The organism is Alloscardovia omnicolens DSM 21503 (assembly GCF_000420505.1).
GTDB lineage: Bacteria > Actinomycetota > Actinomycetes > Actinomycetales > Bifidobacteriaceae > Alloscardovia > Alloscardovia omnicolens.
This window is the reverse complement of record NZ_ATVB01000016.1, coordinates 13,009-35,943: the sequence shown is the minus strand read 5'-3', so window position 1 is coordinate 35,943 and position 22,935 is coordinate 13,009. Positions and strand designations below refer to the sequence as shown.

General features: G+C 46.6%; 20 protein-coding genes and 1 pseudogene. 4 read left to right on the top strand and 17 right to left on the bottom strand.

From position 1 onward, the window contains the following. Together G464_RS09290 and G464_RS0106660 are read right to left on the bottom strand one after the other, a co-directional pair. Positions 1–1,172, bottom strand: a 1,172-nt coding sequence (locus G464_RS09290) for a sulfatase-like hydrolase/transferase (protein ID WP_022857232.1), incomplete at its 3' end; no start/stop codon positions are given. 114 nt (positions 1,173–1,286) lie between these two features. Then, the gene (locus tag G464_RS0106660; RefSeq protein WP_022857231.1) at positions 1,287–2,429 is read right to left on the bottom strand and encodes an inositol-3-phosphate synthase; all 1,143 of its coding nucleotides are present in this window, start codon (positions 2,427–2,429) and stop codon (positions 1,287–1,289) included. Positions 2,430–2,911: 482 nt separating this feature from the next. Here G464_RS0106660 and G464_RS09285 point away from each other — a divergent pair, with 482 nt between their 5' ends. Beyond that, positions 2,912–5,179, top strand: a complete 2,268-nt coding sequence (locus tag G464_RS09285) for a transglycosylase domain-containing protein (RefSeq protein ID WP_022857230.1) — start codon at positions 2,912–2,914, stop codon at positions 5,177–5,179. 59 nt (positions 5,180–5,238) lie between these two features. On the opposite strand, the gene leuA is transcribed toward G464_RS09285, so the two are convergent. From leuA to G464_RS09750, 15 genes and pseudogenes are all read right to left on the bottom strand, one after another. Next, positions 5,239–7,134 (bottom strand): 2-isopropylmalate synthase, encoded by a 1,896-nt coding sequence (leuA, locus tag G464_RS0106650; protein WP_022857229.1) that lies wholly within the window; start codon positions 7,132–7,134, stop codon positions 5,239–5,241. A 160-nt stretch (positions 7,135–7,294) separates the two neighbouring features. Continuing rightward, on the bottom strand, positions 7,295–7,942 hold the full coding sequence (locus tag G464_RS0106645; protein ID WP_021617214.1) for a DUF5701 family protein: 648 nt from the start codon (positions 7,940–7,942) through the stop codon (positions 7,295–7,297). Positions 7,943–7,952: 10 nt separating this feature from the next. After that, positions 7,953–9,023 carry an aspartate-semialdehyde dehydrogenase gene (locus tag G464_RS0106640; protein WP_022857228.1) on the bottom strand — a complete coding sequence of 357 codons (1,071 nt, stop codon included), beginning with the start codon at positions 9,021–9,023 and terminating at the stop codon, positions 7,953–7,955. Continuing rightward, positions 9,023–9,595, bottom strand: coding sequence for an ACT domain-containing protein (locus G464_RS0106635; RefSeq protein ID WP_021617212.1), 573 nt, complete (start codon positions 9,593–9,595; stop codon positions 9,023–9,025). Before G464_RS0106635 ends, G464_RS0106640 begins: the two co-directional genes overlap by 1 nt. Positions 9,596–9,609: 14 nt before the next feature. Further along, positions 9,610–10,374, bottom strand: coding sequence for an aspartate kinase (locus G464_RS0106630; RefSeq protein WP_021617211.1), 765 nt, complete (start codon positions 10,372–10,374; stop codon positions 9,610–9,612). Positions 10,375–10,577: 203 nt separating this feature from the next. Further along, positions 10,578–10,688, bottom strand: a complete 111-nt coding sequence (locus G464_RS10480; RefSeq protein WP_372656337.1) for a hypothetical protein — start codon at positions 10,686–10,688, stop codon at positions 10,578–10,580. Between the two features lie 33 nt (positions 10,689–10,721). Beyond that, positions 10,722–11,261: pseudogene (gene recR, locus G464_RS0106625) on the bottom strand (recombination mediator RecR); the annotation flags it as partial. Between the two features lie 88 nt (positions 11,262–11,349). Further along, entirely contained in the window at positions 11,350–13,785 is a 2,436-nt protein-coding gene (gene dnaX / locus G464_RS0106620) for a DNA polymerase III subunit gamma/tau (protein WP_022857226.1), read from the bottom strand. Between the two features lie 9 nt (positions 13,786–13,794). Beyond that, positions 13,795–14,187 carry an Rv3654c family TadE-like protein gene (locus G464_RS0106615; RefSeq protein ID WP_162138584.1) on the bottom strand — a complete coding sequence of 131 codons (393 nt, stop codon included), beginning with the start codon at positions 14,185–14,187 and terminating at the stop codon, positions 13,795–13,797. A gap of 10 nt (positions 14,188–14,197) precedes the next feature. Beyond that, positions 14,198–14,605, bottom strand: coding sequence for a TadE/TadG family type IV pilus assembly protein (locus G464_RS0106610; protein WP_160300848.1), 408 nt, complete (start codon positions 14,603–14,605; stop codon positions 14,198–14,200). Positions 14,606–14,618: 13 nt separating this feature from the next. Then, on the bottom strand, positions 14,619–14,852 hold the full coding sequence (locus tag G464_RS0106605) for a DUF4244 domain-containing protein (RefSeq protein WP_022857223.1): 234 nt from the start codon (positions 14,850–14,852) through the stop codon (positions 14,619–14,621). 146 nt (positions 14,853–14,998) lie between these two features. Continuing rightward, on the bottom strand, positions 14,999–15,499 hold the full coding sequence (locus tag G464_RS09280; protein WP_160300847.1) for a type II secretion system F family protein: 501 nt from the start codon (positions 15,497–15,499) through the stop codon (positions 14,999–15,001). Continuing rightward, on the bottom strand, positions 15,499–16,140 hold the full coding sequence (locus tag G464_RS0106595) for a type II secretion system F family protein (protein WP_022857221.1): 642 nt from the start codon (positions 16,138–16,140) through the stop codon (positions 15,499–15,501). The genes G464_RS09280 and G464_RS0106595 overlap by 1 nt, the downstream gene beginning before the upstream one ends. Beyond that, positions 16,137–17,201, bottom strand: a complete 1,065-nt coding sequence (locus G464_RS09275) for a TadA family conjugal transfer-associated ATPase (protein ID WP_080651180.1) — start codon at positions 17,199–17,201, stop codon at positions 16,137–16,139. Before G464_RS09275 ends, G464_RS0106595 begins: the two co-directional genes overlap by 4 nt. A 5-nt stretch (positions 17,202–17,206) precedes the next feature. Continuing rightward, positions 17,207–18,073 (bottom strand): CpaE-like family protein, encoded by an 867-nt coding sequence (locus G464_RS09750; protein WP_022857220.1) that lies wholly within the window; start codon positions 18,071–18,073, stop codon positions 17,207–17,209. Between the two features lie 628 nt (positions 18,074–18,701). Between G464_RS09750 and G464_RS0106575 the strand changes: the two genes are divergently transcribed. The 3 genes from G464_RS0106575 to G464_RS0106565 are packed head-to-tail and all read left to right on the top strand — an operon-like array spanning position 18,702 to position 22,685. Then, the gene (locus tag G464_RS0106575) at positions 18,702–20,951 is read left to right on the top strand and encodes an RNA degradosome polyphosphate kinase (protein WP_022857219.1); all 2,250 of its coding nucleotides are present in this window, start codon (positions 18,702–18,704) and stop codon (positions 20,949–20,951) included. A gap of 5 nt (positions 20,952–20,956) precedes the next feature. Further along, positions 20,957–22,015, top strand: coding sequence for an NUDIX hydrolase (locus G464_RS0106570; RefSeq protein ID WP_022857218.1), 1,059 nt, complete (start codon positions 20,957–20,959; stop codon positions 22,013–22,015). Then, a complete protein-coding gene (locus G464_RS0106565; protein ID WP_022857217.1) occupies positions 22,005–22,685 on the top strand; it encodes a hypothetical protein in 681 nt (226 codons plus the stop codon). Before G464_RS0106570 ends, G464_RS0106565 begins: the two co-directional genes overlap by 11 nt. Positions 22,686–22,935: the final 250 nt, after the last annotated feature.

The window sequence follows — 22,935 nt, the reverse complement described above, 5'->3', positions numbered from 1 at the left end:
GACTGATACGGATGAAAAGCCAATGAAGCTTGCTCACCCCACAACTGATTAACACTCGCCGACCACTTTTGCGTAGGAACCAACTGCTGATACGGAGAACTCAAAGACGGAGCAAAATTACTCATCGACAAACCCGTCAACGCCATATACTCCAAATTAGCCGTACCACCACCATAACCAGACGACAACATCAAACCAGACGTCGTCTTCGATTTAAGCTCACGCACAAAAGGCATCACATCTTTACTCACCTTCAACCCCGGCACACGAGAGGGATCCGAGAAAGACTCCGACAAAATATAAATCACCGTCGAATCCTTCAAACGAGCACTGCGATGCACATTCAACTCCTGCGCATTATGCGCATAACGAGAAGCAATCTGCTTCATCATCTTCTCAGAATACCCAGCAGGCTTATCCATCACCTTCGGATTCAACAAACGAGCAAAACTCACCGCCGTACCATTATTCTGCGCGTCAATCTTAGAATCCCACAACTTTGGTGAGTCACCAAAGAATGTCAACATAGAATTCGACCACGAGCCCACAGACGCCATAGACATCACAAAAGCAAACAAGAAACTAAAAGCCACCACAGCAGCAACCACACGCTTCACCGAGCGCACAAGAAGCTTCCTACTACGAACAACGCTCTTTCTCGTATCTCTATGCCCAATAATCAAGAAAAAAGCAGTGCTAATCATAGCTAAAATAACAGCGCCCACAATAATCCATAAAGCATCATCAGGCATCCATCCTGCTAAGCTCCGTGCTTTACCGCCCGTCACGAAACCCAAATCAGAAGGAAGAATCGTTTCAGAACGCGACTCTAATTTAAAACGCTCAACAACAGTAATAAAAATACAAATATCAAGGAAAATTTGTGTGGCAAGCCAAAAACGGTTCACCAGCATAATCACAATAAAATACACCAAACCAGTAAGAAGAAACTCATTAACTACTTCAAACTTACCGAGGAAAATTTTACCAACAAATGCAAAAGAATTACTCACAGCGTTGGTATCGTTAATACCCCACTGCAAAATTACGATGGCAAAAAGATTGATTAGACAGAACCACGCGGCATAACTCCATGAGCTAAAATCATGACGCGAAAATGCACGTGATAACGCACGCATCATACTATTTTTTGATTCTTTACGCTTTTTCATACAATCACCATATTCTACCTAGACTTCAAAGGGTTTTCTCAACAACTCCCGCTGTGTATGTAAAAGTGCAGGACAGGCTCCTTATGCTGCCCTGCACCCTAGTTGCACACTGAGCTAAGCGTGCCACACATCTTTACCTTCAGCCTGTGCTTGAGCAATGTCTGCATTAAGCTGAGCTGCAGTATTTTCTACCTGACCAGTAATAAACTGTTCTACTAATGCGCGTGCTTCATGATCTTCATACTGTACTGCTGGAGACTTCATAAAGTAAGCGCTTGGAGCCAAAATAGGGCCTCCTAAACCGCGATCCAACGCAATTTTTGCCGCACGAATAGCGTCAATAACCACGCCAGCGGAATTTGGAGAATCCCATACCTCAAGCTTATATTCCAAGCTCAAAGGAACATCACCAAAGGTCGTTCCCTCCAAACGAACAAAAGCAAACTTACGGTCGTCAAGCCATGCCACGTAATCGGAAGGACCAATATGAACGTTACGCTCCTCCATCTCGTGAGGAACAATTGAGGTTACAGCACGTGTTTTAGAAATCTTCTTAGATTCCAAACGGTCGCGTTGCAACATATTCATAAAGTCCATATTGCCGCCCACATTCAACTGGTATGTGCGGTCAACGCGCACGCCACGGTCTTCGAAAAGGCGAGCTAAAGTGCGGTGCGTAATAGTGGCACCCACCTGACTTTTAATATCGTCACCCACAATAGGAACGCCTGCATCACGGAATTTTTGCGCCCACTGCGGATCAGATGCAATAAATACTGGCAAACAGTTAACAAAAGCACATCCGGCTTCTATTGCTGCTGATGCATAGAATTTATCGGCTTCTTCCGAGCCAACGGGCAGATAGGAGACGAGCACATCAACGTGCTTATCTTTAAGTACCTGTGCCACATCCACTTCTGCTGCACTTGATTCATCAATCATTTCACGGTAATACGTGCCCAAACCGTCATAGGTTGGACCGCGCTGCACTTCTACACCTAGGGATGGAACCTGACTGAAAGTGTAGGTGTTGTTTTGGGAAGCAAAAATTGCCTCGCTTAAGTCAGAGCCTACTTTGGCGGCATCCACATCGAAGGCTGCTACGAATTCAATATCTCGAATACGGTATCCTCCGAAATTAGCATGCATAATGCCGGGGATTTTCTCATCATCCTGAGCGTTCTTGTAATATTCCACGCCCTGAACAAGTGATGACGCGCAGTTTCCCACGCCCGCAATGGCTACGCGAACGACCATTCAATTTCCTTACATTAACAATACTCTTCATGAAACTTGCCACATTCTAGCTTCCACTAGGTATTATGAGCCACCAGTTTCACGTCACTCAAAACGAGCAAGCTAGCGTCAATCTAGTTTCAAGCTTCACAAGTACGAGTACACTCATTACTCTTATTAAAGAGTACTAGGACTGTATGATAGTGCCACTATAGATGACGGCTTAGCACAATATATTCACCGAATGAACACAATGAAAATACTCTTATTCATGCGTTTATCGTGTGCTTATCATTGCGCTATCACCGCGCTATTACCAATCTTCCAACACGTGACCATCGCTTTATCGGCGCCCTACCACCGTTCTCATTATCGCCGTAGCATACATAAAGTTCTCAGTAAAAACTCAGAAAGCATGTTTTTGTGTAAAAGTAGCGTAAACGTCTTGCGCATTCTGCGGATTTTATCAACAGAATTCACGGATGAAGACTAGCCTTAGATGAATGGCTAGTAAGAAATCAAGCGATAAGACATCTCGCAGCGCCCGTAGCACGCGCAGTACTCATTCTACACGCTCTACAGCAGGTAGCCGCTCTACAGCGGTCAGCTCTCGTCCTCGCTCTCATCGTCGTACGGCAGCAAAAAAGCTCAAAAAGCGCCCTATTCTTAAATATCTTCTTTTTAGCTTTTTAGGATTATTTATTCTGGGCATAGGTGGTTTAAGCGTTGCTTATGCCATGATTAAAATTCCTAGCCCTGAATCGGTCGCGTTAAGTCAGAAAACAACCGTCTATTACAATGACGGAACTACGCCGATTGGCAGCTTTTCGCAGCAAAACCGTCAGATTATTCAATGCTCTACTCTGCCTGATTATGTGGGCAATGCTGTTGTTGCGTCCGAAAACCGCACGTTCTGGACCGATAGCGGTATCGATTTTAAGGGTATTGGACGAGCTCTGTTCAACAACATCACCACAGGTTCGCGTCAGGGTGGTTCAACTATTACGCAGCAATATGCGGAACGTTATTATTTAGGCGAAACAAAAAGTTATATGGGTAAGCTCAAAGAGGCATTACTCGCTCTGAAAATTGCTCAGACTCAAGATAAATCCACTGTTTTGTGCGGATATTTAAATACGATTTATTGGGGTCGTGGAGCTTATGGTATTCAAGCTGCTGCTCAAGCATACTTTGGAAAGAACGCTAAAGATTTAACTTCTTCCGAGGCAGCTATGTTAGCGGGGATTATTCCTGCTCCTTCTGTATGGGATCCTGCTGTAGATCAAACCGCAGCAACGAAACGTTTTAACCGCGTTATAAAGATTATGAAGGAAGACGGTTATATTAGTTCCGAGGATGCGAAGAACGCTCAATTCCCTGAAACCATTACTAATTCAACAACAGATGAATATGCTGGCGATAAAGGCTATCTGCTGACTATGGTGAAAAATGAGTTGATTAACACCGGTAAATTTACTGACGATCAGATTATGACCGGTGGTTATTCGATTGCGACTACGATTGATAAAGATAAGCAAGCGCAAATGCAAACTGTGGGCAATGGTGATGGAACTCTTCCTGAAACTGTTGAAGTAGGAGGTATGAGCGCGGACGTCGATACAGGCGAGATTTTGTCTATCTATAGCGGTCGCGATTACAATACGAAGCAGTTGAATAACGCCACGCAAGCGTACTATCAAGCTGGATCTACTATGAAGGCTTTCACCCTTATTGGAGCTGTGCAACAAGGCGTGAGCTTGAACACCATGTTTAATGGTAATTCTCCACGTTCGTTTGCAGGATTATCTAAACCTGTATCCAACTATGGAAACCAGAGTTTTGGCAATATTACGCTGACCCAGGCAACGGCGAACTCCGTGAATACTGTTTTTGTCGATCTCAATGAAAAAGTAACACCGCAAAAGACTGCTGAAATCGCACAACAAGCAGGAATAAAATCAAGTATTCAAAAAGATTCTCCGTATAATACCTTGGGTATTGATGCTGTGCATGTGAGTGAAATGGTTCAGGCGTATCAAACCATTGCTCACGATGGAGTAAAAAATACTTTGCACATTGTGCGATCTGTTACTTCCGCTAGCAGTGGTGATACGATTTATGCAGCAAGTACAAAAGGAAGTCAAGTTTTTGATTCCGATACAACAGCAGTAACAACGCAGGCTTTACACGCCGTTATTACATCGGGTACAGGCCGCGCTGCTCTAAGCGTGGGTAAGACTTTAGCAGGTAAATCTGGTACAGCAAATGACAGCACTGCTTTAAGTTTTGTTGGTTTTAGCCGTCATGTAGTGACCGGTTTTGCGATTTGGAATCCAAGTGATGACGGTCAAACGAATGAAGTGGTGCCAACTTTCGGCGCTTATGAAAACGGTACCGGTTACCCTGCTGTATTATTTGCTCGCTATATGAAGCAAGCCTTATCTGGTGTTGCTGATGAAGCCTTCCCTACTCCAAAAAATCAAGGAACTGTGGGCGGTTCTGATGGTTCTTGGGGATTAGGACGTTCTGTGCAACGTCAGGAGGCTCGTCGAGACGATGACTCTAAAGACACTAAGGACGATGACTCCTCGATACAAAAGTCTCCACAGAACAATACGCCACAAAATTCGCAAAACTCGAATAATAACGGTAACTCTTCTGAACAGAACGAGCAGTCGAATAATAATCAGCAAAACCAGCAGAATCAACAAAATCAAAATCAACAGAATCAAAATCAAACGCCTGGCACGGGCGAGCCAACAAATAATTAAATAGAAAAAGGTCGACCTCTCACTAGAGAAGCCGACCTTTCTTTTAGAATCTGTAATTTTTATCGAAGCGTGCGGTTCACAGCAGACAAAATAGCCTTCAGCGAGCTGGTAGTAATTGAGGAATCAATACCTACGCCCCAAATAATGCGATCTTCTGGAGCATCGCCAATCTGACATTCAACATACGAAGCTGCTACAGCATCTCCACCAGCGCTCAAAGCGTGTTCTGCATAATCAAGCACAGACACAGTAACGCCCAGCACAGAAATCGCATTCACAAAAGCAGCAATTGGACCGTTACCCACACCAGAAATCTGACGTATAGTTGGCTCGTCTTCACTTCCTGGCAAACCGTTATCTTGAATCTTCACCTTAATTACGGTATCTGGGCCAGAATCATCGGACATAATATTAGCGCCCAGCAGACGGTAACGTCCCCACACCTTCAGACCATCATCTGCCTGAGTATCGGCGAGGGCAGCATGCTTACCGCTCTCCTCCACAGGCAGATACTCGTCCTTGAACAGACGCCAAATATCTTCGTCCTTCACTTCACGCTTGGTTTGATCAGCATAACGCTGAACAACGCGATCGAACTCGACTTGCAAACGCTTAGGCAGATCAAGATTGTGATTAACCTTAAGCAGGTACGCCATGCCGCCCTTACCAGACTGCGAGTTTACACGAATAACTGCTTCGTAGGTACCGCCCACATCCTTTGGATCGATAGGCAGATATGGAACTTGCCACAGGAAGCTATCCAGATCTGCGTTCTGCTCGGCAGCGGCAAGCTCGCGAGCTTCCATACCCTTCTTGATTGCATCTTGATGAGAACCAGAGAAGGCTGTAAACACGAAGTTTCCAATATATGGATGACGCTCAGACAGCTCAATCTGATTGCAATATTCCACAATCTTGCGTACTTCGCGCAGATTGGAGAAATCAATCTGAGGATCGATGCCTTGAACGAGCAGATTCAAGCCCACAGTGCACAGATCCACATTACCAGTGCGCTCACCGTTGCCGAAAAGACAGCCTTCAACGCGATCTGCGCCAGCCAGCAAAGCCAGCTCGGTTGCGGCTACTGCCATGCCTTCATCGTTGTGTGGGTGCAGGCTGAGCACAATAGACTCGCGGTTTGCTAAGTTGCGGTCGAGGAATTCAATCTGGTCGGCGAACACATTTGGTGTGGTCATTTCGACTGTGGCCGGGATATTGATGATCATAGGATGCTCTGGCGTTGGCTGAATAACGTCTACAACGGCATCACAGACTTCCAAAGCATACTCAGGTTCTGTTCCGGTGAAAGATTCTGGTGAGTACTCGTAGGAAATATCGATATTATCGGCTTCGCCTTCAAGTTCCTTGCACAGTTTCGCAGCATCCACTGCTAACTGCTTAATGCCTTCTTTTCCTTTGCGAAATACTACTTCGCGCTGGAGTACAGATGTGGAATTATAAAAGTGCACAATGGCGCGCTTGCAACCGCGCAGAGCCTCATATGTTTTGCGGATGAGATGTTCGCGGGCTTGTGTGAGTACGGCGATGGTGACGTCGTCGGGGATGAGATCGCGTTCGATGAGCATGCGAATGAAGTTGTAATCGGTTTCGGATGCCGATGGGAAGCCCACCTCAATCTCCTTGTATCCCATAGAAATCAGGAGGTTCCAAAAACGCAGTTTGCGTTCTGAATCCATTGGACTAACCAGAGATTGATTACCATCGCGAAGATCGACTGAACACCAGCGAGGAGCACGTTGCAGTTTCTTATCTGGCCATGTGCGCTGAGGATATTCGAAAGGAACCTGCTTATCGTAAGAAACATACTTGGTGTATGGCATACGACTTGGACGCTGAGGGCAGCCTACATAACGCTGCTTGGGCAATCGAGGATCGTTATTCCCACCATTTGAAGCTGCTGCCAGTGGTGCTAAGTCAAATACTGAATTAGTCATTGCCCTACCTTACGAATAACGAGTAATTATATGGTTATTATGTACGCAATTTCATGCATATGTTACGTGAAATTGTGTGTTCCATTGTACGGGCTAGGCTAGGAAAAAGACCGTCGTGTTCCGACATAAGAAATATTTTTCGCAATGTTATGAGAATGCTTTACGCCATAAAATGCGATAACGGGCTTCCTAAACGTCCTTCACAGAAGGCATTGCCCAACCAGGTATGACGCGAATTTGGCCATACAGCTCCTAAACGAGGAGAGTTCTGGCTAATCCATACGCTTGGCACGCGCCCATCAGCACTGCGCGAACCAATAAGGTTAAAACCGTTCTTATCTGTCAACCAATCAGGATGTTGGGTGGCAATAGCTAAACCTTCTTCTAAGGTCAGCGGCAATTTATTATCAGAGTCAATCAGTTTACGCGCAACGTCTGGTTCACGGTTGACGTACTTAGTTCCTGTATGCGGATCGCAGACGATATAAAAAGGCCCTTCAGGAGGTTCACAGCCTTCTTGAGGTAAAAAGCTAGCAATATCGCGCGGAGGCATAGTAGTAAAACCAGCGTTACGACCAACAGCAGTGCGCGCAATCAAAGATTCAGGGGAAACGAGTTCGCGGGTAGGAACCAACAGAATATTTTCGCCCAAATTTTCGTACTGATCCGTATTAAGTAGCGCTATAAGAGGCTGCGCTAAAGCTCGAAACTCTGCGTGGCTCAAATCTGCAACATCTGCATATCCTAATTCAACAAGGCGGTTCAATTGCTGAACCGCCTGTCGAGCTACTACGTTAAGAATTGCCATGCAATAAATTTTACACGCGATCCGCGAAGTGCTTGGAAACAACGACTTCAGCAATTTGGATAGCATTCAATGCTGCGCCCTTACGCAAATTGTCGTTGGTAATAAAGAAGCTTAAGCCCTTTTTGCCTTCTACAGACTGATCCTGACGGATGCGGCCCACAAAGCTTGGATCCTTACCCGCAGCCTCCTGAGGTGTTGGAATATCCATAAGCTCCACACCTGGAGCATCAGCTAAGACTTCTCGAGCCATGTCTGGAGTAACATCATGTTCGAACTCAGCTTGAATGCTCATGCCATGAGACGTAAAGACTCCCACGCGCACACAGGTGCATGCAGCAAGCAGGCCTGGAATATGCAGAATCTTGCGGCTTTCATTGCGCCACTTCTGCTCCTCATCCGTCTCCTCACTACCGTCATCCACAATCGCCCCAATAAACGGCACAGCGTTGAATGCAATCGTCTTCACAATCTTAGTAGGCTCAGGGAATGCAATAGCCGAGCCATCGAACACAAGCTGGTCTGCTCCTTGGTCAAGAGCTGCCTTAGCCTCATTAACCAGCTGCAGCACACCATCACGACCCGCGCCAGCAACAGCTTGGTACGAGGATGCCACCAAACGCTTCAATCCAAAATTATCGTGCAATACCTTCACCGCAGGCATAGCCGCCATCGTGGTGCAGTTAGGATTTGCAATAATACGGCTTGGCACATCGTTCAAATCTTCTGGATTAACCTCAGCCACAACCAAAGGAACATCATCATGCATACGCCATTGCGAAGAATTGTCAATAACGTAGGCGCCAGCTTCAGCGAAACGAGGAGCCCATATTTTAGAGGTGCCACCACCAGCGGAAAAAATAGCAATATCAATGCCGCTTAAATCTGCGGTAGCCACATCTTCTACTACCACATCATGGCCTTCAAAGTTCAACACCTGACCTGCTGAGCGAGCAGATGCCAAGAAACGCAAGTCTTTAATTGGGAAGTTGCGCTCAGCCAAAATGGAACGCATCACCATGCCCACCTGACCGGTAGCTCCCAAAACAGCGAGATTTACGCCTTTTTCGTTAATCTGTACCATTAGCGACCAGTACCTCCATAAACAACAGCTTCAATAGTTTGCGCGTCCAAACCAAATGCTGTGTGTACGCTGCGCACAGCGGTGGTTAAGTCTTCCAGTGGAACAACAGCTGAAATGCGAATTTCCGAGGTGGAAATCATCAGCACATTAATCGACTCATCAGACAGTGCCTGGAAGAAGCGAGCGGTAATGCCCGAATGTGTTTTCATGCCCACGCCTACCAGCGAAATCTTACCAATCTGCGTATTGACGTCAGCAGTTTTGTATTCCAACTCGTCTTTGTGTGTGTCAATGAACTCCTGCACCTTACGCAGCTGCGATTCAGGGAAGGTAATGGAAATATCTGCCACAGCATGATCAGGATCTGTGGCAGCCAAGGCCTGCACAATAATGTCGATATTAATGCCAGCTTCAGCTAAACCATTAAACACTGCGGTTACGCGACCAGGACGGTCTGGAATACCGCGCAATGTTACCATTGCTTCGCTGCTATCATGAGCGATACCAGAGATAATAGGAGCCTCTGGTCCGGTCATGTCTGGGAAAATATCACCAATTGATGTTTCTGCCATGAGATCTCCTTGTACTAATCTCGGTTTGGAATGGAATCTAAATCTGCATATGTGCCCAGCACAATAGTTCCCTTACGCTTAGAGAAGGAGCTGCGCACATGAATAGGCATCTGGAAACGGCGAGCGTATTCTACGCAACGCAAAGCCAAAACTTTCGACCCCGATGCTGCCATTTCCAAAATCGCATCATACGTAATGGATTCAATGCGCTGAGCTGTTGGCACAATACGAGGATCTGCTGTGAACACGCCGTCAACATCCGTGTAAATCTCGCACACATCTGCACCCAAAGCCACAGCTAAAGCAACTGCAGATGTATCGGATCCACCGCGCCCCAAAGTAGTAGCGTCACCTCGTGAATTAACGCCTTGGAAGCCTGCGACAATAGCAATTTCGCCATTGCCAATCGCTGCCTTCACACGGTCTGGCTTAACAGCACGAATATGAGCAGCTCCATACTGAGTATCGGTCATGAAACCAGCCTGAGATCCTGTAAAGGAATGCGCTTTCTCGCCTTGTGCGTGAATAGCCATTGCAAGCAAAGACATGGAAATACGCTCACCTGCAGTCATGAGCATATCCATCTCACGTGCAGGAGGATTCGAGTCGATGCTCAGAGCCTGATCAATGAGTTCATCTGTGGTGTCTCCCATCGCAGAGACCACAACTACTACATCATTACCTTTTTTCTGAGTTTCGATAATACGGCGAGCAACGCGCTTAATAGATTCTGCGTCCGCTACGGAAGAACCGCCATACTTCTGTACTATAAGAGCCACATCAATCCCATCTGATTGAAACCGTGATTGAAATCTGTTGGTAGTTTTATCTTACGCAACTGTATTGATTTCTCCCGTGTTTTTGCACGTGCTATAGCCAGCTGGTGAGATAACGCCATATTTTTTAGCAACTTTTGATTGCGCTGGACCATAGTTCGCTCGGCGAGCGCTTACGTTTGCGATAGACCAACGCCACGTAACGCTTATACGCTGCGCCTTCCTGCGAGCGCGCGTCCTAAGGTTATTTCATCGGCATATTCAAGGTCTGCTCCGACTGGAAGACCGCTGGCAAGACGAGTTATTTTTATGCCCACTGGTTCAAGCAGTCTACTCAAATATGTTGTTGTGGCTTCGCCTTCAATATCTGGGTTGAGAGCCAAAATCACTTCTTGAATACCTTGATTATCTGCCTCACTGTGCGCGTGACTTAAGTTCTGCTCATTTCCCTCTGAGATATGAGCACTTTGTGCAGCATTTTCTGCCTCCTGCATGCGACGCACAAGAGCAGCAATATTCAAATCTTGAGGAGCAACATTAGCCATAGGGTTAATAGCACCACCCAGAACGTGATACACCCCGCGGAATTCATGCGTGCGTTCAATACTCATCACATCTTTAGGCTCTTGAACCACACAAATAGTGGTATGGTCACGTCGAGGATCCGCACATATTGAACAAAGACTCTTTTCGCACACATTGCCACATATTTCGCAGAAACGCACGCGTTCGCGCATGTCGATAATGGCTTGAGCGAGCTCTTGAGCTTGTGATTCCTCTACAGACAGCAGATGAAAAGCAATGCGCTGCGCTCCTTTTGGACCAATACCTGGAAGCTTGGCAAAATCATCTATGAGCGTTTGGATTGCTCCATCATAGGTGCTTGGCACGTATTTTCTCCTCTTGTATTCTTTCTCTCATGCTTCTTGTGCTGCGTTTGCTTTTGACGAGGTTCTGCTCGGTAAGCGTTATACTGCTTTACTGCGCTTTGGCAGGATTGCGTTCATCGTCTGCAGCAAATTCAACGGTTTTTTTCGCGTTAAAAATCTTCTCAATATCTTGAACACTGAGCGTAGCTTGAGATTCTAATTGCTCATCATCCATAGAATACTGATCGTCTTCAGCGCTCACTTGCGGCTCAGGATGGGCAGCAGAGGTCTGCTCTATAGCAGGCTTCTCGGTTTGCTCAGCTGCGCGCACAACAGCAACTTCCTCATTATTCCCGACATTATTCCTGCGCGCGTAATGCACAGCGTTAGTGTTGCCCACACTCGCATGCTCCTGAGACACGTCCTGCGCCTCAGCGAGAACTGAGCTGTCCCCATGCATAAAATAATCAAGAGAGGCATCATCAGCCTTATCAGCCGTTTTTTTAGCAGAATCCTCAGTCTGTGTAGCTTGCGCATATGCAGCAGCGTTCTGCTCTTGTGCTAAGCCTGTATCTTCTTGACCATAGGAATGATTGCTAACCTCGTTAGCCCAAGGATCTATGCTGTTGCCTGTTGACGTGCCTACTGGTGAAGCATTCTGCTCAGCAGCATGGTCAGAGTTATCTGCGTCAGCATCCTGATTACCTCGCGCTGGCTTATCTGAACTATCTCCTGCATGTGTGCCATTGCTCATAGTGCGCATATTGGCTAATGCTGCTTGGGCAGCCATTTGTGCTACTTGAGCTTTTACCTGTGCACGCTGAGCCGGTGTTAAATTACGCAATGGCGTAACCGTTTGACCGTCAGCTGTTCGCGGCGCAGGAGCCACAGCTACCGGAGCTCCATAATGCTCTGCAAGTTTTGCATTGAGAATTTTCTGCAATGTTGTTTCGCCCAGCACTGGTTCACTCGATACGGCTAGACCGAAGGCATGCTGACTTAATGGATTAGCAAAGGTCAGCATCATAAGATGACGTCCTGCGCGTTCCTGCAACTGCACCTGTGGAATGTGCTCACTGCTTACCACAGAGCGAATCTTTTGCGGTAAGCATTGTATGAGAATATCCCACTGTTTTTGAGCTTCGTCAGGATTGAGGCTGACTGATGGCGCAGGTTTTGGCACTGGCGCTGATACTGGCGTTGGTTTCACCTGTACTTCAGGAATTTCAGTAGCCTGATTCTGCTGTACTGAAGAAGATACAATCTGTTCAGCAGGAGACTCGTGAACGCTTTGAGATTGCGGCGCAGATTGCGCTTGCTGAGTAGCTCTTGCCCTCGCACGTGGGGACAGCGCTTGTTGATTTTGCTCAGATTGAGCAAGTCGCGCTGAGCTAGACGCCGGTGCACTTGGAGCTGCAGATGCTGCTACTGTGTGCATCGGTTGTTCAGCAACCAGAAGCTGTGCAGCTAAAAGTTCCAAACGCATGCGCGGAGACATAGTTCCGCTCATAGAAGCTAAAGCGGCGTTAATGCGCTGAGCCATAAGGTCAAGCTGATGCAAGTTAAGGCGCTCCACTTGGTGTTGCATATCCTGAGTAACCTGCTCAGGTTGTCCAATATTTAAGGCTGATTCAGCTTCTCGTCCAGCAATAGCTAAAACAAGCAAATCGCGCACATAGGCGAGTAAATCTTCCACAAATTTTCGTGGATCAAAACCGCCCGTTACTACTTTTTCAATAACGCCATACAGGTCTGAACCATTACGCTCAATAATCGCGTTCATGGCATCGCGAATAAGACCATCAGGCGTGAAACCAAGCAGTGCCACAGAATCAGAATAGGTAATAGTTCCATCAATGGAGCCCACCATCAGCTGATCGAGCACGGACAAGGTATCACGCATAGATCCACCGCCCGCGCGCATGGCTAGCTTGAGCACACCAGCTTCCGGCTGAATACCTTCTTTTTCACACACACTTTCCAAATATGGTCCCATCACCTCTGGTGGAACCAATCGGAATGGATAATGATGTGTACGCGAACGAATAGTACCAATAACTTTATCTGGCTCAGTTGTGGCAAAAATAAACATCACATGCTCAGGTGGCTCTTCCACAATTTTCAGAAGTGCATTAAATGCGCTTCCAGTTACCATATGAGCTTCATCCAGAATAAAAATCTTGTAACGGTCACGTGCTGGAGCGAAAGTTGCTCGTTCACGCAATTCACGTGCATCATCAACACTGCCGTGGCTAGCCGCATCGATTTCCACCACATCAATAGATCCTGGACCACTCGTCGATAAGTCTTTGCAGCTCTCGCATTCACCGCATGGATGCGAGGTTGGACCGTTCACACAGTTAATACAGCGTGCCAGAATACGCGCTGATGACGTTTTACCACAACCGCGAGGTCCCGAAAAAAGGTAGGCATGTGTAAGCTTACCCTCATCTAATGCGCGAGATAATGGTCGCGTAACATGATCTTGCCCAATAACTCCATCGAAAGTATCAGGCCTGTAACGTCGATACAGTGCTAATGCCATGGCTCTAGGCTACCTATTTCTTGGGACACATTGTGCTGGACCTGCACGCGCTAGCGCACGTGGGTGAGGAAGAAACTCCACCCGCGGAATTCCTTCTACTGCAACTTGCACATCTTCACCGTCTACGGTACACGATGCAAGTTTAAAATCATCATTATTCAGCTTTGCGCTTGCCTGTGCGCATGGTGAGCCTCGTGAAGATGCTGATTCAGATAAAGTACGTATTTGCTGCTCGAAAGCAGCATCTAGTGCTATCTGCTGTGCATATGTATGTGCTTGGGACTGGCAAATGAGATAACTTCCCGCACACACAATTATGCTTGCCAACACGCTCACAAGCCCCACAATAACAAGACCGAGCACAGTGCCTGAACCAGAATCTGCTTGTTTTAACCACCTCACACATCGATTTTTATTCCAACCATTCATGACGACTTCCTTGGGCTTGACCAACAACTGTAAAAGGAAGATGAGCATGCCCCAACGCAGCTACTGGGCAGGTTGTGCGAATGTCGAAAGATTCTTTTGCCCATAGCACTTTCACCTGAGTATTCACGCCTGCGCTACGTTGGGCAACGCGAATAGCTTCTCGCTGTGCTGTGCTTGTAGAGGCACCAGCTTGTTCAGACAGAATAACACTGTATGCAGCTTGTCGAGCAGCATCATGGCAATCCAATTGCACCATAACAATTCGCGTCATGCTTAGCACAAGTACGGCTACCGCTACGACAGTCGGAAACACAACAGCAAATTCAGCGGTGACCGCGCCACCATCATGAGCAGTGATGACATGGGTCACCTGCTGAAAAGCTGCACGCACTGCGTAGTGCGCTTTATACCATAGAGAGCGCATTGGTAATCAACTGCGATATGAGGGAACGAATAGCATCTGATTTGAGCAGAGCAACCAGAATTCCTGCGAAACTTGTTGCACCTACAAGAACAATTGCATATTCTGCTGTAGCCATTCCATCATCGGATGCACTCAGAGCACGAGTACTGCGTTGCAGGAAAGACTGCAAATGAAGGAATGAGCAAATCATCATAGTTTGTATAGTATCTTTCATAATTATCCTTTGTTTCGTTAAGTGAAGATCAAACTCTGAAGAGTTTGTAATTTCTATTGTGGAATGTGAAACTGAAAAATCAGGTATCACAATGTACATGTGAACCAATGTGAATAACCGTGTCGCAGCTGCTTCTTTGTCCACCCTTATCCACTCAAACCAAACCATGAAGAGAGCAGAGGAATAACCGTGAGCAGAACAAAACCAGGTAAGAAACATAAACCGAGAGGCAGTAAAATACCCACAGCTAGCTCATGCGAGGCATAACTAACGGCTATGTTTTCGTTATCACGCAATTGTTCTATTGCATTTTCAATACGCAGTGAAGGCGATACTCCTCGTTTATATGCTGGCTCTAAAACATCATGCATAATGCTGAGCACACTATATCCCCGTGTAAGATACGGCTTCCACGCATAATCCCAATCTTGTGCAGACATCAAGCCTTGCGCAATATCTTGCAGAGCCTTCCCCTGCTCATTGCTCAGCACACATCCCACTGTGCGTAAAGCCGCGGGTAAAGATGCTCCTTGCTGCAAACAGCTTTCTAGCATTTCCAGCACGAGCTCAGGGCTAAAATCATGCGCGCGGTCAATACCGGAGCCTCTAACCAGCTGATGGATTCGGTGAATGAACAACAACATCATCATCTCCTTCTTCGTTGAAGCGTCATAAATTGAGGCATAAGTGACGGCTGCGTTGCTTTCTCGAAACGTTTAAGCAAAGCCTTCATCCACGCTAAACCGGCGGCATATAAGGTCACAGACAAAGCGATACATCCCCAACCCAGGGGCGAAGACGTCATAAAAACAAAGCTATCTACTCCGCTTAGGCTGCTCACCAAGAAGGTAAAAAGAGGTAAGGCAAGCAAAACACGAATAGTCATACAAGCAACAGCAGTGGCATCTGTTCTTCGTTGGCTGCGTTGCTCGTGACGGCGAATATCTTCATGCAATATTTCTAGGCACTGAGCAGTAGAACAGCCTGCCATTTCGCTGAGCTTGCATACAGCACAGAGCTGATGTACAAAAGCATCTTCAGTCACATACTGACGAAAAGAGCTTGGATGCACTGTTGTGTGTACTAGTCTGCGCATTAAATAATCATCAATCGTTACTTGGGTATGCGGTCTATGACTCAGCTGTGCGCAGGCTTCATACAGTGATGCTCCTGCTTTCAGTATTGCTATCAGGCTAACAATAAGTTCTGTAGGAGTATAACGAGAAGAAGACGCTTGCTCGACTGATTGAAGCGCATAGCAAGCTCGCCAGTATTGCGTACTCTTCATGGTAAGGTTGCTCCAATTCGAGAGAATTCGATGGTTGAATCCGCATTAAGACTATCTTCATCTAGAGCGGGCACTAGGTTTTCGCACCACTGCTCAAAATCTTTACTGTTGTGCGGCTCATGTTTACCGTCCCAAGAGCTGAGGCGCTCTCCATATAGTTTCCCCTCATCCGAGACGCGTAGCCGTCCAATATGAGAAATATGTCGTCTTGTTTCTGTGCGTTCAATATGAATAACGAGGTCGAAGGCTCCTGCAGCTAATAAAGACATAGCAGGAACAGAAATATGGGCGAGTAAACCTAAAGTACACAGTCTTGAGGGAAGCCGTTCCAAACTATCTGCATGTATGGTAGCGATTGATCCGCGATGACCGGAATTGAGGGCACGCAATAAATCAGCTATTTCTTCTCCGCGGCATTCGCCTAGCACAATCCTATCGGGTCGCATACGCACTGTTGCCCGCACTAAACTGCTTAAGCTTACTTCTCCAGCACCTTCCGCATTAGCGTCTCGCACAACAAGTGATTCTCTATTCATATGCGCGCTGTGTTCTAATTCGTGAATTTCTTCGACCATAACAACACGTTCATCATCAGGAATAGCGGATAGTAAGGCTTTTACAAAAGTGGTTTTACCCGCTCCTGTTCCTCCGCAGATAAGAATAGATTTTTTGCTGGCAATAATCCGATGGAAAAGAACGGTCCATTCACGAGGAAACATGCCCTGCTCCCCTAGTTGCTCCAGAGTGCTCAAATTATTATGGGGTAATCTAATCGATAAGGATGCTCCTTGAGGAACGATAGGTGCTAAAACAGCGTGCACACGTACTCCATCGTGAGAAGAAGCATCAGCTATAGGGCAGGCATCATCTAAACGTTTTCCTAAGCTAGCACATAGTTGAATAGCAAAATCACGTACAGCAGATGGACTGAGCCTGCCAATGTCGAGACTGCGTTCAACCATACCGTAGCCTTTATCTACCCATACTCGCCCATCACTTGTTACGGCAATATCTGTTACCCCATTTTCGTCAGCGAAAACAGATAGTGGACCTAGAAGCATAGTTGTCATGCCACTCTCCTTCCTCGCGTATTTCTGTGTGTGGTACCAGATTTATCGGGGCTATTCGTCAGGCAATATTCGCGAATGAATGCTTGTAATACTCGTTCATATTCAGGCTTTGCTTGTGGAAGAGGCCAGCCCTGAGCATCGCTACGAGTTATACGGGGATCGCTGGGAAGAGAACCATATATGCGAGCGTGAAGAAAATCTTCTACTTGTGCAACTGACATATGGCTGTTTCGTTTGCGTGTTTTACTTACTAACTTATTTATCGAGCAAGCGGATTCGAATAGTAGCGCAGACTCACAGTCGGAAAAATGCGGATGCATATTGTGGCGCATACATTCCAACAGCACAGAGCAGCGAGCAATACCTAAGGTTGTGCACTGCATAAGAATAACGGGAATAATGGTCAGTTGAGCTCGGGTGGATTTCCACGCAGCAATAACTTTATTGGGCACAGTGCGTCCGCAATCGCAAATAATAATATCGCTGTGCACACTGGTAGCTTCAAAAACTGCTTTTATCTCCCACCATTGAGTATCTCGATTTTCCCACGGGGAATACGGTAAAAGAGGTATGCCGTCCCATTGAATCAGTTCGTTCAGAAAACCTTCAGCATCAATAGACCCCAGTGGCGCTTGAATATTATGCCAGCGCAGACCTTCCTGTTCTTCGCATCCAGCAAGCACATCAAGACCGCCACCGGAAAAATCCACATCGATAACGCATGTGCGTAAACCTTCGTGCGCGCACAGTCGAGCTAACTGCAGGGCACAAGTACTTGCACCTAAGCCTCCGCTAGCACCCACAATAGGAAGAAGGATTACCGATGAGACCGCCGTTGCGGGAGCCGCCGTTGTAGGCGGCATAGTCAGTTTGTGCTCCTCGCCCTGCGTGCGTGCTGAGGACGTTGAGAACACTGAGTGTTGTAGCGAATAATAGTGAGTCATATTTCTACTGTGGAGCATATAAACTCAGAAATCCATGTGAGAGGAATATGTGAACCAATGTGAAAACACGCCGAGTTATCCACATAAATTCAGTACTCTTCTATGAACTGCACAGAATCAAACATTTCTAGATTTTTTCACTCATAGAGTGAGCAAAAATATTCATACTTTCGCTCAACATCAGAAGTAAATTTTCAATTGTGAAGATTCCCATTTTTCTTCATAAAAAATAGCCAAAATATTTGGCAAAATAACGGTAAAGAGTGCATAATAAAAGTACCAAGAACAAAACTTAAGAGTGGGGCCCACACATGTAGCAGCCACGGAAGAGCTGAATGAGTAGGGCGGACGAACAGACTTTACCGCCAGAACAATGAAGTTGTGCAGAGATTCCACTAAGTACTTGGTAAATACCGACCCCTTCGGGGGTCGGTATTTTTATGTTTTCACCCCACACCAACTTCCGAAATTCATCAAGGAATTCATAAAGGAACGCATAAAGAAACTCATAAAGTTAAAAAGTCAGGCAACCTAATAGACTAGAGCTATGGTGCAACAATTTACTGGTCCGAGCAAGCAAATACTTCGCAATCAAATTGCTGAGCATATTGCAGAAACCGAAAAAGAAGATAAGTATTCCGCTCTTACCGCGGATTACAAACCACTGCCCGACGATCGTTTCTACGATCGCGAGCTCAGCTGGCTTAAATTTAATAAGCGCGTTTTGGAATTAGCTCAAGACGAGACACTTCCTTTACTGGAACGCACGAATTTCGAAGCTATTTTTGCTAGCAATCTCGATGAATTCTTTATGGTGCGTGTAGCAGGTCTCAAACGCCGCATTAATTCTGGTATTGCTGTGCCAAGTGCAAGTGGTTTAAGCGCTCGTCAGCAGTTGCGAGAACTGACTGAGGGCGCGCATCGTCTGCAAGACGAGCATGCACACTACTTCAAAGACACTTTGCTTCCTGCTTTAGAGAAGGAACATATAGTCATGCTCAAGTGGGCAGATCTTACTCCTTCTGAGCAAGAAAAACTTACTAAAGTCTATCGCCGCTATATTTTCCCGGTACTTACTCCTTTGGCGGTTGATCCAGCACACCCATTCCCTTATATTTCCGGTAATTCGTTGAATCTGGCTGTATTAGTAGAGAATGCAGCAAGCGGTAAAACTCATTTTGCTCGCGTGAAAATTCCAGATAATTTACCTCGTCTCTACCCAGTAGACCGCTTAACCAATGAGAATGCACCACTTGATGATCAGGCAGAGCGTCGCCATGGTTTTATTACTACGGAAAACCTTGTGCTCAGCCACATCGAAACGCTTTTCCCAGGAATGACGATTAAGGAAGCACGCGCTTTCCGTTTAACTCGTAACGAAGATATTGACGTTGAAGAAGATGATGCAGAAAACCTGCTCAATGCTATGGAGCGAGAGCTTCTGCGTCGTCGTTTTGGACCTCCTATTCGTTTGGAGCTCTCGGATGTTACGAGCCCTTATCTCAGTAAGGTACTCATTACTCAGCTGGGGGTCGATGAATCTGAAGTTTATCGTTTGCCAGCTCCGCTGGACTTAACCTGCCTGTTTGAATTACACGGCATTGACCGTCCAGATTTGAAGTATAAGTCCTTTATTCCAACAACGAACCGACAGATTGCTCAGGTAGAGACCAGTCGTGCGCAAGATATTTTTGCTGCAATCCGCGAAAACGATATTTTGCTGCACCATCCATACGACTCCTTCTCTACCTCTGTGCAGGCATTCTTAGAGCAAGCCGCGAACGATCCGAAGGTTCTTGCCATTAAGCAAACCTTGTATCGAACCTCCGGTAATTCGCCGATTATTGATGCTTTGATTGACGCTGCTCATGCTGGCAAACAGGTTTTGGCTTTGGTAGAAATTAAAGCTCGATTTGATGAAGAAGCCAATATTGCGTGGGCTCGTAAGCTTGAACGCGCGGGCGTGCACGTGGTGTATGGCATTGTGGGTTTGAAGACTCATTCCAAACTGTCGATGGTGGTGCGCAGCGAGAACGATGGTTTGCGCCGTTACTGCCATATTGGAACGGGTAATTACAATCCAAAGACCGCACGTATGTATACGGATATGGGTTTGCTCACCTGCGATCCTGTAGTTGGTCAAGATTTAACACGCTTGTTTAACCAGCTGTCTGGATATGCTCCAAAATCGAGTTTCCATCGTTTGCTTGTGGCTCCTCGAACCATTCGTACTGGCCTTATTGAGCGCATTCAGCGCGAAGAACAGGCAGCCCGCGACGGTAAAGAAGCCTGGATTAAGATTAAGGTTAATTCCCTTGTCGATGAAAAGTGCATTGATGCTTTGTATCGCGCTAGCCAAGCAGGAGTAAAAATCGATATTGTTGAACGCGGCATTTGCGCTCTAAAGCCTGGCGTTCCTGGTCTTAGCGACACTATTCGTGTACGCTCCATTTTGGGGCGTTTCCTAGAGCACAGTCGCATCTTTGCTTTTGCTAACTCTCAAGGTCCGCAAATTGGTGAAGGTCCTATGAGCGGTCCTGAAGTATGGATTGGCTCTGCAGACTTGATGCACCGCAATCTCGACCGTCGAGTTGAAGCATTGGTTCGCATCACAGATCCTGCACAAATTCAGGAACTGCTCGACTATATCGATACGCAAATGTCTGATGCAACAAGTTCGTGGCACATGTTGTCAGACGGTTCGTATGAGCGTCACAGCACAGATGAACAAGGCAATCCTTTGCAAGATAGCCAATCATTACTCATTGAACAACACACACGTCGTAAGCGTTCATAAACAATATGGCATCACGAAGTATTCAAGCGGCTGGCTCGGTGGTCTATCGCACTACCGAGTTCGGTCAATTGCGCGTATGCGTTATTCATCGTCCGCGCTATAACGATTGGAGTTTTCCTAAGGGGAAGCTCGACGCTGATGAATCTTTAATTCATGCTGCTGTGCGTGAAACTGCTGAGGAAACAGGTGTTCATATTGTTCTTGAAGCACCTTTGGCGCGTATATCGTATGTTCTAGGTGCTGATAATTCTGATGCCGTGATCTCAAACAAAAAAGCTCGCACAGGCGTAAAGAAATATGTCAGTTATTGGATAGCTCGCGATATTCCTGAGCATATGCTCAACGCGCGTTCAGCGAGCTTTGGTCAGATAATCCATCGTACCGTCAACGAAACAGATGAGATACGCTGGCTCAGTATTGATGATGCATTAAATTTACTGACGCGAGCAGACGATAAAAATATTTTACTTGATTTTTCTCGCCGCGTTTCAGCGCATCAACAGCATAGCTGCACGCTTATTATTGCTCGCCAAGCAAGCGCCATATCGAAGAAAAAATGGGGCGGCTCGTCGCCATCTCGTCCGCTCTCTCCTCTGGGAGCTGCTCAAGCACATGCTCTTGTCACAGAGTTAAGTTGCTATATGCCTCACGAAATATATACAGATACTACGGTTGCATGCCAGCGCACAGCAGAGCCGTGGCATAATCTCACTCATCTTCCAGTGCGAGCTTTAAGTCACGCTGATGAATCTGCTTCTAAACATAGCCATCGCGGAAGTAATGCAACTGAACACAATCCTTTTGTATCGCAGTTGGAACAGACTATGGAAAATATCATGCAGTCATCTTTGCCTTGCGCAGCTCTTATTGTTGCCAAGCAGCATTTGAGCAGTACAGCAGATTTTTTCTCTCCTCTAGCAGCAGATCCAACAGTTTCGCGCGAACTTATACAAATTTTACGCGGTAAGAAAGCTTTAGCTCCTGGACAAGCAATAGCTCTTACCATAGAATCAAATCCTTGCACTGTTACAAGCGTCCAGAAAGTAGAACCTATTGTCTTCTAATTCAACCGGAATTTCTCATGCAGGTACTGCTTTTGCAGCACATCGTAGCGGAGCGCAACGTTTTTCACGGCCGATGCAGCTCAATCAAGCACTCATCGACCATATGGCTGGCGGAGCCGATCCGCAGGCACTGCGTGAGCTAGCACATTCCACTGCCGAAGCTCTGCTCGACCGTGTTCGCCATACTCAAGATGAACAGATTGTGCAACGCGTTATTACTCTCGTAGATACCGAGGGTGTGGATACTATTGCAGAATTATGGGCAAACTCAGAAGCTGAATCTTTACCAGGAATTCTGTGGCGCTTGTACACCATGCGCACGTGGATGCAGCGCAATCAGAAGTCTTTAGCTGTTTTATGGACCGAAGTCGAGCTTCCACCCACCGCTGCCAGCGCTATTACCGGCGTTAATATTTCACCGGAAGCCTCGGATATAGCGCGAACTGCTGATTCTATTCTGTCTGGCGCTTTTACCGGTGATCTTTCTATCGCTTTAGAAAGATCATCTACCTTCTGTGGCGTAGTAACGCGTGCTTTGTTTGAACGCGCCTCACAGCTAGCTCCTGGAACACATCGCACTGCGGTTATAAAGAACGCGAAACATTTAGCGGGCACAGCAAAAGAATTTGCTCAGGGCGCGAAACTGTGGAGAAGCGGCGAACTTCATTAAGTTTTCTCTGACTGCTTAACTTGTGTCGCGAGCCCTCAACACGTTACAATATAAGTCGCGTCAAGCCGTGCTTAAGCCCCGGGCTTCATTTTTTGCCGCTGCGAGCGGCCTGCGCGCCGACAGGCGCTTTCGCGGTTTGACGCTTTGCTCTACTGTTTGGTTTCGCTTGTTTTGCTTAGCTTGTTTCGCTTCGCTGAAAATACATTAAACATCATAGAATACGCAATTATCACGCGCGTTATAAGTTTCA